Source organism: Parabacteroides chinchillae (assembly GCF_900108035.1).
In the GTDB taxonomy this organism is placed as follows: Bacteria; Bacteroidota; Bacteroidia; order Bacteroidales; family Tannerellaceae; genus Parabacteroides; species Parabacteroides chinchillae.
This window is the reverse complement of sequence record NZ_FNVS01000020.1, coordinates 47,605-59,680: the sequence shown is the minus strand read 5'-3', so window position 1 is coordinate 59,680 and position 12,076 is coordinate 47,605. Positions and strand designations below refer to the sequence as shown.

The window sequence follows — 12,076 nt, the reverse complement described above, 5'->3', positions numbered from 1 at the left end:
AAAGTGACGGTAGTGAATCAAACCTTCTCCATACCCTATAGCTCACAAGGCGGAGGAACCATACCGCGCACAGGAATCCAACTCGTAAACGCAGGAAAAAAGTGCTTCGGAACAAAAAACAACTACGACGGAACAGGAAACAACACTAACCCTGTTGGCATAGAAAACTCCACCTCCCTAAACACAAACACCGCAACCTGGTATGTAGGAGAGAATGTACAATCCGGCTACTCGGCCACTAACGCCACCGAAAGAAACAGGCTGAAAGCACCCGATGCTGCGAGGGTAACGCTGACAGGAAGCAAAACCCTCGCAACAGACGATGCCTACACATGCCACTTCGACGTCTTTATGGGCAAAAGCAGCGATGTAAGCGACTTCTCGCTACGCCGACACACAAACTACACGCTGACGGTAAACGTAAACAATTCACTTGAATTTATTAGAAACTATGTAACGAATAGTAGTGGCAACCTATATTACAAGAATGACGATCCCCGGATATGGCACAGCGTCGCTTCTGTGTGGATATCGGTTAATCAACCGTTGGCCAATACATATAAAACTTGGATAGGAAGTGATTTAACTAATTATCCACCTTTCAATTACGATAGTGGCGCTTCTTCCGGTACGGGTTCCGATTATATGGGCGTTTCTTCTACCACTACTGTAAATACGCCTTATTCTTTCGAGGTTGAGAAAACAGAGCGTGGTACTACTATATCCAATTACGCTGCCGCTATTAGTTATTGTAAAGGATTAGGTACAGGTTGGCGTATTCCTACAATTATAGAGTTAAAGGGAATGTATGATAATAGCTCAGCCCTCCAAAGCGCCGGTTGCGCTGCGTTCATCAGCAGTGTCTACTGGAGTAGTTCGGTCTGCGGTGGCTACGCCGACAGACGCTGCGTACTGGACTTCAGCGGTGGCAATTACGGTTGGTACGGCACGAGCGGCAGCGCCGGCTATGTCCGCTGTGTCCGGGATAACTTGCCACCAAATAAGCTCACCATCAACCAGGCCTTGGCCGATGCTTATAAGGCGAAACTGTCTAACCTTACAGGTTATCCTCCTTTCAATTATGATGGTGGTACAGTTACAGGCACAACCGGTTCCGATTATAAGGGTGTATCTTCTACCGCTACTATAAGTACTCCTTATTCTATCGAGGTGTCTAAGACTCAGCCTTCAGGTAATTATCAACCTCAATATAATAATGGTGCAGCTAAGGCAGAATGTACTAAGCTCGGTCGTGGTTGGCGTCTTCCTACTCAGATCGAGTTGTTTGCCATGTATCAGAATAAGGCTGCATTGGAAGCAACAAGCGGCTTCGCTGCGTTCATCAGCTCTTTCTACTGGAGTAGTTCGGTCCCCAGTGGTGATGCCAATTTCCGCTGCATACTGGACGTCAGCAATGGCGGTTTCGGTGACGAAAACACGAGCTACTACGCCTATGTTCGCTGTGTCCGGGATATCTGATTGGTAGATAGAAATGGCTTTAGCCCGGTTTCAATTGCCGTCGGTTTCAACCGACGGATAGTAGAGCCATCCTCTTTCCAGGGCTTTAGCCCAACCGGAAAGAAATTTGGCTAAAGCCACTAAAGATAGATATTCCCTTAATCCGTCCACTAAAGTAGACGGCAACCGAACTTAGGCTAAAGCCAACAAAGAGAACCTTCTTTAGGCTGTGTCCGGGATATCTGATCCATAGATAAAAAAAGTTTTCGGTTTGGCTTTAATTGCCGTCTGCTTTAGCAGATAACAATTAAAGCCAAACCGAAAACTTAAAAGAAAAGAATAGTAAAACTTTGTATCTTTGGATTACTCCTAACATTTAATACTTAACTGGCGTAATACGTCACGTATCTTTTCGAATGTAACGATACGAGTCGGCACCAATGGAAGGCGTAGTTTGTTTTCAATAAATCCCATTGCATTCAACATACTTTTCGCTCCTGCCGGATTTCCATCCACAAACAGTAAGCTGAACAGCTCCGTAAAGCTATGATGAATCGTACGTGCACTATTATAATCACCTGCCAAAGCCAAACGTACCATACGGCTGAATTCCCTGGGGAAAGCATTTCCAATTACAGAAATCACACCTATCGCACCTAATGTAATAAGAGGGAATGCAACGCCGTCATCTCCGGAAATCACATTAAAGTTGGCCGGCTTATTTTTAATAATATCGTCCATCTGGGTAAAGTTGCCGGATGCTTCTTTTATAGCTACTACGTTCTTAAAATCACGGGCAAGACGCAATGTTGTTTCTGCAGTCATATTCACCCCCGTTCTTCCGGGAACATTATACAATACGACAGGAAGTGTTGTTGCTTCGGCTATTGCTTTATAATGTTGGTAAATACCTTCCTGTGATGGTTTATTATAATAAGGAACAACTGATAAAATGGCATCTATCCCTTCAAAATTATCATTCTTCAATTTTTCAACTATAGAACGGGTACAATTACCACCAACCCCCAATACAATAGGAATACGGCTACGTACCTTCGTTACCACTAAATTGATAATTTTCTTTTTTTCTTCTTCCGTAAGTGTAGGGGTTTCTGCAGTAGTGCCCAGCACAACCAAATAATCCGTACCGTTCTGCACCTGGTAATCTACCAACTTGCCTAACGCCTCGTAATCTACACTCTCATCTTCTTTGAACGGAGTAATCAAAGCGACTCCCATTCCTCTTAAATTTATGTCTGCCATGGGGAAATTATTCCTTTTTGTTATTAGCACTGCAAAAATAAAGAAATTATATCACTTTGAACGGATTGTCTGCAAATAAAATAATATATGTCCGAATAAATGTTTGATATCATCTCTGCTTGTCACAGAAATAGAAAGATCATATAAATCTTGTTCGTTTCTTTTGATACCGACCTTAAAGTCACATGGATGCAATAACATAAGGTATTGCGACACATAATTAAACGGTTTGGACAGGTCTATCAATATATCTGCATTAATAGCTTTCAGTTTATTGCATACAGATTCCTTCGGAAATCCCCAAAAGTCCAGATCAGTTTTGGCACATAAAGAAACACTTGAATCCGAATCTATCTCCGTTTCCGCTGTCCCATAAACAAAGGTTTTTACTTGCTTATGCATCATCCGGATTGTTTCCAGGCAAGGCTCAATGATATTCTGGTCTTTGGCATCGTACATTACCAAAACCGTACGGGCTTCTTTCATCCCTCGGAAACAATGATCACGTTTGGAACCTTTATTTACCAACGAGCGAACTTTCCTTTTTATAAAATAATTAGTTAAAATCATTGAGTTAGCATATTTAAGAAATCGTCTTCATTAATTATTTTAACACCCAACTTTTCAGCTTTTTCCAATTTAGCCGGACCCATATTTTCTCCTGCAAGAATATAATCAGTTTTGCCGGAGACCGAACCGCTATTCTTCCCTCCGTGCCGTTCGATCATCATTTTATATTCATCCCTGGAATGTTTAGAAAACGTTCCGCTAATAACAATCGTCAACCCTTGTAATTTATCAGAACGATCAGATATCATTTCTTCGGAAACAGTCATTTGCAGCCCATATTCTTTTAAACGATTAACCAACTCCCTGTTCTGTTCGTCAGCAAAATAATCTGTTACGCTTTTAGCAATACGCTCGCCTATTACATCTACTTCTATCAGTTTTTCAAATGATGCTTCTTCCAATTCCGCCATAGAATGAAATGCATTGGCTAACCGTTTAGCGATTGTTTCACCAACATAACGGATTCCTAATGCATACAATACACGCCCAAACGGAACTTGCTTTGATTCGAGAAGGCTCTCCATTAAATTCCGTGCGCTTTTCTCCGCCCAACGTTCTAAAAGTAATAAATCGGGTATTTGTAAAGTATATAAATCGGCAGAATTCTTAATTAAGCCAGCATTATACAAATCTTCTACCGTTTCGGGGCCGATATTTATATTCATAGCTTTGCGTGTAACAAAATGCTCTATCCGTCCTTTAATCTGAGGCGGGCATCCCGTTTCATTCGGACAATAATGTGCAGCTTCTCCTTCCGGGCGAACCAACTTGGTTCCACAAACCGGACAAGTACGGACAAACCTGACTTTATCTCCTATAAGCAAAGAGCGGGAATCAAGATCAACACCTACAATCTTAGGTATAATTTCTCCCCCTTTTTCAACGTAGACATTATCTCCTATATGCAAATCCAATCCTTCTATTATATCGGCATTATGTAATGATGCACGCTTAACAACTGTTCCTGCCAACTGCACGGGCTCTAAATTAGCCACCGGAGTTACAGCTCCGGTACGCCCTACCTGAAAAGAAACGGAATTTAAACGGGTAACAGCACGTTCTGCCTGAAACTTATAAGCAATAGCCCATCGGGGACTTTTGGCCGTAAAACCTAAATTCTTTTGTTGACGGAGAGAATTAACCTTTAACACAATACCATCTGTTGCCACCGGAAGATTCTTCCTTTCAACATTCCAGTAAGATATATAATCAAATATATCCTCTAAGCTATTACATTTACAGATAACATCAGGTATTTTAAAGCCCCACGAACGTGCAGCTTCCAAGTTTTCATAATGACCATCGGCAGGAAGCATTTCTCCCAATAAATAATAAAAATAAGCATCCAGCTTTCGAGAGGCTACAATGCGGGAATTTTGTTGTTTCAATGTGCCGGATGCCGCATTACGGGGATTTGCAAACAATGGCTCTTCTTGTTCTTCACGCTCCTTGTTTAACCGGTCAAATTCGGACCAGGGCAATAATATTTCTCCTCGGATTTCAAACTCATCAGGGTAATTATCCCCTCTTAATTTTAAAGGAATGGAACGGATTGTCTTTACATTTGCCGTAACATCGTCTCCACGGGTTCCATCCCCACGAGTAACAGCCCGGGCTAAACGTCCATTTTCATATATAAGAGAAATTGAGGTACCGTCATATTTTAATTCGGCAATGATTTCGAAAGGTTCGTTCAAGAGACGTTCCGTACGTTCATAAAAATCACGGACTTCCTCTTCCGAATATGTATTGCCTAAAGAAAGCATCGGATATTTATGCTCTACCTGCTCAAACTCTTTAGACAAATCACTACCGACCCTTTGCGTAGGAGAGGTAGGATCTGCGTATTCAGGATAAGCTTTTTCAAGAGCTTGCAGTGCTTTCATCTTCACATCAAACTCCTGGTCTGATATCACCGGAGAAGAAAGTATATAATAATTATAATTGTGTTGCTCCAGCTCATCACGCAGGGCCTTTATCTTTGCTTCTATTTCATTCATAATTGAAAATGGTTATTGAGAACGGAAAATTACAAACACTACCTTGAATTACCAACTTTCCATTTCCAATTTTCAATTAATTAATATATCAATTTCACATTGTCAACCCAAAATGTATTACCCGGAGAACCGATATAAGCACCTCCGTTACTTGAGACGAATTGCGTGATTATATGTGTTGGCGTCTCACCTTCTTCAGCCCACCCCACTTCTTTTACAGGAACACTTTTCCCTTTACTATTTAAAGTATAGCGTTCTTCGGCTTGAAGCCTCATATAAGGTTTATATTCGGGATGTGAAGTAATGTCTCCATATAAAATAGGAAAAGTTGCAGCATTTACCCATCCGTTTGTAGAGGTAGTAAACCGGTGTACCATTGTGCCAATCCGCTTTGCATATACGTTTCCGGCATTATCTTCCCAACGCTTTTGCAAGTAGAGATTAACTTCAATAGAATCTGCGCCCGCAAGTTTTGACTGCCTGCTAAAACCGGTACTGCGTATACGATAATCCTCCGGAACCATCTTCGTTTTATAATCAAAACGAAGCGCTTTAGGCTTACCAGTGAATGCTATTCCAGCACCTAACATACTTTGCGGGTTTTTAGTTCCTTTTATAGGCTCATGAACCGCTCCCAAAAAGATAGAACCGGCAGCAATAACTTCTATATCAACCAAACCTAAAACCTTTACACTTTCCATACGAGTTTCCAGCCGGGCACACCAACCGTCATCTCTACGTTCCGGAAAAACAGATGTATTTGTCTTAACAACACCTGCAACTTTAGCCATTACATTAGATGTTGCCCACGGAGAGCCTCCTTTGTTACGATATGCTATATTTCCTTTAATTGTATCTGTAGGACCTAATTCATAAAGATATTTGGTATTACCTCCTATTATTCCGGATTCATGGATTTCACGAACTATCCATTGGTTCATATCGCCATAGGAAAGAGGAACCTCCTTTTCCTGTGCAAACAACGAACCACCGGAAACAACTATGCTTAGCAGTATCTTACTTAACTTATTCATTCTATTTTATTCTTAATCAACAAAACAGTTTTACAGATCATACCCCCATTCTTTAAGAGCCATACCCCAATTTTCTTCAACAACCCGAATCGTCTTATCTTCGTATTTATACTGGTTCTTCTTATATCCTTTTTTCTTATCAAGATATTTCTCAATATAAGGCTTCGATTCATTAAATGAAGATAGATTCAGTTTGTTATATATATCTTCCGTCATAGCAAAAGCATCTTTTTCAAAATCTTCAAACTTTATTTCAACCAGGTTGCCTTTTGGTATCAAATGTTTTTGCTCTTGATATTTGTAAAAGAGGCGCTTATAAACCTCCACAAAATTATGCTCTAGTTCTTCATTTGAAATATTCTGTAATTTAAGAGGCTTGATAGTATTAGTAAAAAAACTTCGCGTACTCTCAAATACAGTGTAGGGATTTCTTTTCAGATATATAAACTTTGCATTCGGAAACATTTCCAACAATGTCTTAATGCGCCCCGTATGCGGAGGATTTTTACTTAAAAACTGAGCACCTTGAGTATTCCATAAAGATATTTTTACCAATTTCATGAATGTTTTCTTAAATACCTCCCGCTCCTGCTCCGTTATTGCATCGAATGTCAAATAACGATCACAGTACTCCAACATGCGCTGCGGAAAAAACCAAAAGTTATAATAACTGTATGGCAACATATTCGATAAGGCAAACTCTTCTTCCTGAGGCAAATCAACCTTTAACTCCATATTATCGGTCGGACGTTTATCCGGCATCAGAAATGACATATTCTTTTTAAAGAAAGGTTGTCCCCAAAGCATCAAATGAGGAAATACCGTCTGATAAGTCGTAGTATAACCAAAATGTTTATCACACGCCAAAACATTATGAACAAAGGTTGTTCCACTACGCCAATGCCCCAATATAAAAAGAGGATCAGCTTCCAAAGGCTTGTCAGCCAATTTACGATAGTACTTTTCCTCTATCGGGTTTAATAAACTCAGTAAACGGCAAACACCTTTTGTCAGATAATATTTATTTTGATATTCCTTATCTATACTCTGACGATCCGTTACTTTTTTAAAAGTATCCCAATCTGCTCCTACCAACGTATTAATAGGCAGTTTATCAAACTCCAGTAATCCCATATATTTATATTAATCTGTAACACATTTAACATGAACACCTTGACGGATTAATTCCTTGCAAACAACTTCAATCGCTTCATAATGCTCTTTACCGATGCCCAACTCTTGTAAATTCAAAACAGCCAGTGCATCTTCTGTCAACATATCTTTTGCATCTACCCGGTCTATAATCATTCCTACGGCCGAAGTATTATTTGTAATCGGATCTATAAGAATAAAAGCTCCGGTTTGCTTGTTTTTCTGATATGAATCAAAAAATAATTCTTTGCCTGTTGTAAAAATAACACGTCCGATTTCATTTAGTTCCAAATGATCAACAGATGACTGTTCCATTGTATTCACATTCACTTTATAGCGAATGCTGTCTACACGTGCACGAGTTGTACTTGTCGTATGTTTGATGTAGAATTGTTTATTCGTGTCCATAGGTTCTTCATCCATCCATACCAACATAGTTTCAAAATTACGATCTTCGAGTGGCAGATTATCCGGATGGACAAGCATTTCTCCACGAGAAACATCTATCTCGTCTTCCAGCGTGATCGTTACACATTGGGGAGGAAATGCAAAATCCAACTCACCGTCATAAGTCACAATACTTTTTACTTTTGAAGTTTTACGGGAAGGCAGTGCCATCACCGTATCTCCTTTATGAACAATACCACTTGCAACCTTTCCACAGAAACCACGAAAATCGAGATTCGGACGTAACACATACTGTACCGGAAAACGGAAGTCCTCAAAATTGCGATCTCTGTCAATAGGTACATTTTCAAGGAAATCCAATAAAGAAGGCCCTTCATACCAAGGAGTACGCACACTCTTTTCCACTACATTATCCCCATCCAAAGCTGATAAAGGAATACAAGTAACATCCGGTATATTTAACGGGGTTACAAACTGTTTATAATCAGCAACAATAGTATCAAAGACCTGCTTATCAAAGTTTACCAAGTCCATTTTATTAACGGCCAAAACAACATGCTTGATACCCAATAAAGAAACCAAGTAAGTATGGCGGCGCGTTTGAGTAATCACGCCGGTACGTGCATCTACAAGAATAATAGCCAGATTAGCAGTAGATCCGCCAGTTATCATATTACGGGTGTATTGTTCATGCCCCGGAGTGTCAGCTATAATAAATTTTCTATTATTCGTACTAAAATAACGATAAGCAACATCAATAGTAATGCCTTGTTCACGTTCCGCTTTTAAACCATCCAAAAGCAATGCATAGTCTATATGTTCACCGGCATTACCCATGCGCTTACTATCACGTTCAAGTGCATCCAGCTGGTCTTCATATAGTTTTTTACTATCAAATAACAAACGGCCTATCAATGTAGACTTTCCGTCATCAACTGAACCTGCTGTCAGCAGACGAAGCAAATCTTTCTGTTCGTCTTTATCTAAAAATTCCTTTATATTTAATGTTGTCATATTCTTCTTAGCGAATTGATAATTTAGAAATAACCTTCCCGTTTTTTCTGCTCCATACTAGCATCCTGGTCAAAATCTATCACACGAGTCGTACGTTCGCTCTTTGTTGTAGTCATCATCTCTTCTACGATCTTCTCGATTGTATCTGCTTCACTTTCAACAGCTCCGGTCAAAGGCCAACAGCCCAATGTACGAAAACGTACCATACGCATCTTTATCTGGCTGCGATACTGCTCCGGTAACCGTTCATCGTCTGCCATTATCAAGTTCCCATCTATTTCAACACAAGGACGCTCTTTTGCATAATATAACGGAACTATCGGAATATTTTCCAAACGGATATATTGCCAGATATCCAATTCCGTCCAATTTGAAAGCGGGAAAACACGGATGCTTTCTCCTTTATGGACGCGTGCATTATAAATATCCCATAACTCCGGACGCTGGTTCTTAGGGTCCCACTGATGGAATTTATCGCGGAAAGAAAAGATACGTTCCTTGGCACGGCTTTTTTCTTCATCACGTCGGGCACCACCAAAAGCAGCATCAAATTTATATTTATCCAAGCCTCGAAGCAAAGCTTGTGTTTTCATCAAATCGGTATGTACTTTACTCCCATGGGAAAAAGGACCTACGCCAGCATGAAAAGCTTCCATATTGGATTCAACGATCAAATTCCAACCAAACTTTTTTGCATATTCATCCCGGAATTGGATCATCTCCTTAAACTTCCATTTCGAATCTATGTGCATTAACGGGAACGGAACTTTTCCCGGAGCAAAAGCTTTTTCTGCCAATCTCACCATTACAGATGAATCTTTTCCGATAGAATAAAGCATAACAGGATTTTCAAATTCAGCTGCTACTTCGCGGATAATATGAATAGCCTCCGCCTCCAACTCCTGTAAATGACTTAATTTATATTCCGACATACGATTATATTTTATTTTAAATGACAGTTTTAATTATTCTGAACTCTTGGTAATATCAATTCCAACAAAAGATTTACCGATTCTTCCACACTCAATTTAGAAGTATCTAAAGACAAAGCAGGACATGACGGAGCCTCAAAAGGTGCAGATATACCTGTAAAATCTTTTATCTCACCCTTTCTGGCTTTTGCGTATAGCCCTTTTACATCACGTCTTTCACACTCTTCCAACGGAGTGCTAACATATATTTCCAAAAAATTATCTTTCCCAATAATAGAAGATGCCATTTCCCGCATTTCATTATTAGGGCTTATAAAAGCAGCAATCGTAATAATTCCCGTATCAATAAACAACTTACTAACCTCGGCTATACGACGTATATTCTCTATCCTGTCTTCTGCAGAAAAGCCTAAATTATTATTGATGCCACTCCGGATATTATCACCGTCCAAAATACGGCATAGTAACTTTCTTTTATTCAGTTCACGTTCCAAAGCTATAGCTATTGTACTTTTACCGGAACCACTCAGTCCTGTAAACCAAATCATCACACTATGCTGCTTTAACAAAGCCTCTTTATCTTCTCTACCCAACATCCGGTCAAAAATTGGATAAATATTTGTAGAGTGCGTTTCTTTCATCATTCTATTCAGAGGTATTTAAAATTTCCAAATCATTGGTATTACAAATATTGAAATTAAGAAAGTAATCAGGTTAAGCGGTAACCCAATCTTTACGAAATCAGTAAATTTATAACCACCTACACCTTGTACGATCAGGTTCGTCTGATAACCTATCGGCGTACTAAAGCTAGCTGATGCAGCCATACATATCACAACAAAAAACGGTGTCGGATCTACTTCTAACTGCAATGCTACAGAGAGAGCAATAGGGAAGCTCAATGCAGCTGCAGCATTATTTGTTATAAGCTCTGTAAATATATTCGTAATAACAAATAAGATCGCAAGTAATGCATAAGGTCCTAAATTATCCGCCATACTAATAATATGACTGGCAATCATTGCGGCAAAGCCCGAATTTTCCATAGCTTTACTGATTGCAAATGCACAAGCTATTGTTATCAATATATCCCAAGATATATACTTTGTGTATTTTTTAGGAGGGAATATTTTTGTCCACGCCATAATAATCGTAGTAATACAAACAAAGAAAAACATATCCAGGTTCATGCCGGGTATCAATTCTTTTACAGACGGTAATTCACCGATAGTAGCACCCAAAATCATAAAGATCAATAATCCTAAAGCCAGCCAGCGTTTACCCCTGGAAACAGATTCTGTCTCGTCACTGCCATTAGCCAACATTAAAAAGACACTAGACTCACCCCATGTCGGAATGAAAGAATCATCAGCCCAGAGAACTAACGTATCGCCCTCATGAAGTACAACTTTTTCAAGATTATTGGTAAATCGCTCTCCTCCGCTTTTCACTTCTTTTACAATAGCGCCATAATGCCTTGTAAAATTAAATTCGCCCAATGTTTTATTTATACCGGGAAACCGTGAGCCCAAAACGGCTTCGACTTTATGCAAATTCCCCTGATTTTCTTCCTCACCATCATCTATCAACGTATCCTTACGTTCGTCAGGAAGCAATTTATTCGAAAAAATAAATAAATAAATGATTCCTGCTATTGCAATAAAGATACCTACACGACCCAATTCAAACATAGTAAAGCCCTGATAACCGGCTTCTAAAATCATACCATGCACCACCAGGTTTGTAGATGTTCCGATCAAAGTACAAATACCTCCCAGAATAGTAACATAAGACAAAGGGATCAGGAATTTTGTTGCCGGCAGTTTAACACTCTCTGCCCAACGTTTAATAATTGGAGCAAAAATAACAACAACAGGAGTATTATTTAGAAAAGCCGAAATAAAAGCAATCGGAGGCAGCATACGTAACTGGGCTTTGAAAACAGTTGTCTTCCTTTGTGGAAGCAGTTTTTTTATCAGTTGCCCCAATGCACCGCTTTGGCGAATACCTTCGCTGACCAAAAATAGCATAGCAACCGTTATCATCCCCTTATTACTGAATCCTTCCAGCATCTCTTTCGGAGTCAATATTCCGACACATAAAAACAGCACAACAACTGTCAACAAAACCATGCCGGGACGCATACAATCCCACACAAGAGCTGCAATCATGCCAACCAAAGCCAGCAATACAAATATTATTTCAAAGTCCATGCCACCTATTTCTGTCTAAAATATTTTCAGGT

General features: G+C 39.6%; 9 protein-coding genes and 1 pseudogene. 1 reads left to right on the top strand and 9 read right to left on the bottom strand.

Annotated elements, in window-relative coordinates; translation table 11 throughout:
* Positions 1 to 1,479: DUF1566 domain-containing protein (locus C4S38_RS14015; protein WP_146059492.1), on the top strand; the 1,479-nt coding region annotated here is incomplete at its 5' end.
* 348 nt (positions 1,480 to 1,827) lie between these two features.
* On the opposite strand, the gene dapA is transcribed toward C4S38_RS14015, so the two are convergent.
* From dapA to C4S38_RS13970, 9 genes and pseudogenes are all read right to left on the bottom strand, one after another.
* Complete coding sequence (dapA, locus tag C4S38_RS14010) at positions 1,828 to 2,721, bottom strand: 4-hydroxy-tetrahydrodipicolinate synthase (protein WP_103984209.1); 894 nt, start codon at positions 2,719 to 2,721, stop codon at positions 1,828 to 1,830.
* 51 nt (positions 2,722 to 2,772) lie between these two features.
* Positions 2,773 to 3,291 carry a DUF6913 domain-containing protein gene (locus C4S38_RS14005; RefSeq protein ID WP_103984208.1) on the bottom strand — a complete coding sequence of 173 codons (519 nt, stop codon included), beginning with the start codon at positions 3,289 to 3,291 and terminating at the stop codon, positions 2,773 to 2,775.
* A complete protein-coding gene (gene ligA, locus C4S38_RS14000; RefSeq protein ID WP_103984207.1) occupies positions 3,288 to 5,291 on the bottom strand; it encodes an NAD-dependent DNA ligase LigA in 2,004 nt (667 codons plus the stop codon). The genes C4S38_RS14005 and ligA overlap by 4 nt, the downstream gene beginning before the upstream one ends.
* An 80-nt stretch (positions 5,292 to 5,371) precedes the next feature.
* Positions 5,372 to 6,325, bottom strand: a complete 954-nt coding sequence (locus C4S38_RS13995; RefSeq protein ID WP_103984206.1) for a PCMD domain-containing protein — start codon at positions 6,323 to 6,325, stop codon at positions 5,372 to 5,374.
* Between the two features lie 30 nt (positions 6,326 to 6,355).
* Positions 6,356 to 7,459 (bottom strand): sulfotransferase family protein, encoded by a 1,104-nt coding sequence (locus C4S38_RS13990; RefSeq protein WP_099465327.1) that lies wholly within the window; start codon positions 7,457 to 7,459, stop codon positions 6,356 to 6,358.
* Positions 7,460 to 7,468: 9 nt separating this feature from the next.
* Positions 7,469 to 8,902, bottom strand: a pseudogene (gene cysN / locus C4S38_RS13985) (sulfate adenylyltransferase subunit CysN); the annotation flags it as partial.
* Positions 8,903 to 8,922: 20 nt separating this feature from the next.
* A complete protein-coding gene (gene cysD, locus C4S38_RS13980; RefSeq protein WP_099465329.1) occupies positions 8,923 to 9,831 on the bottom strand; it encodes a sulfate adenylyltransferase subunit CysD in 909 nt (302 codons plus the stop codon).
* A 29-nt stretch (positions 9,832 to 9,860) separates the two neighbouring features.
* Positions 9,861 to 10,472 (bottom strand): adenylyl-sulfate kinase, encoded by a 612-nt coding sequence (cysC, locus tag C4S38_RS13975; protein ID WP_103984215.1) that lies wholly within the window; start codon positions 10,470 to 10,472, stop codon positions 9,861 to 9,863.
* An 18-nt stretch (positions 10,473 to 10,490) separates the two neighbouring features.
* Positions 10,491 to 12,044 carry an SLC13 family permease gene (locus C4S38_RS13970; RefSeq protein WP_103984204.1) on the bottom strand — a complete coding sequence of 518 codons (1,554 nt, stop codon included), beginning with the start codon at positions 12,042 to 12,044 and terminating at the stop codon, positions 10,491 to 10,493.
* Between the last annotated feature and the right edge of the window lie 32 nt (positions 12,045 to 12,076).

Coding starts and splice junctions, on each gene's coding strand:
- dapA (WP_103984209.1), bottom strand. CDS start 2,721: ATGGCAGACATAAATTTAAGAGGAATGGGAGTCGCTTTGATTACTCCG.
- C4S38_RS14005 (WP_103984208.1), bottom strand. CDS start 3,291: ATGATTTTAACTAATTATTTTATAAAAAGGAAAGTTCGCTCGTTGGTA.
- ligA (WP_103984207.1), bottom strand. CDS start 5,291: ATGAATGAAATAGAAGCAAAGATAAAGGCCCTGCGTGATGAGCTGGAG.
- C4S38_RS13995 (WP_103984206.1), bottom strand. CDS start 6,325: ATGAATAAGTTAAGTAAGATACTGCTAAGCATAGTTGTTTCCGGTGGT.
- C4S38_RS13990 (WP_099465327.1), bottom strand. CDS start 7,459: ATGGGATTACTGGAGTTTGATAAACTGCCTATTAATACGTTGGTAGGA.
- cysD (WP_099465329.1), bottom strand. CDS start 9,831: ATGTCGGAATATAAATTAAGTCATTTACAGGAGTTGGAGGCGGAGGCT.
- cysC (WP_103984215.1), bottom strand. CDS start 10,472: ATGAAAGAAACGCACTCTACAAATATTTATCCAATTTTTGACCGGATG.
- C4S38_RS13970 (WP_103984204.1), bottom strand. CDS start 12,044: ATGGACTTTGAAATAATATTTGTATTGCTGGCTTTGGTTGGCATGATT.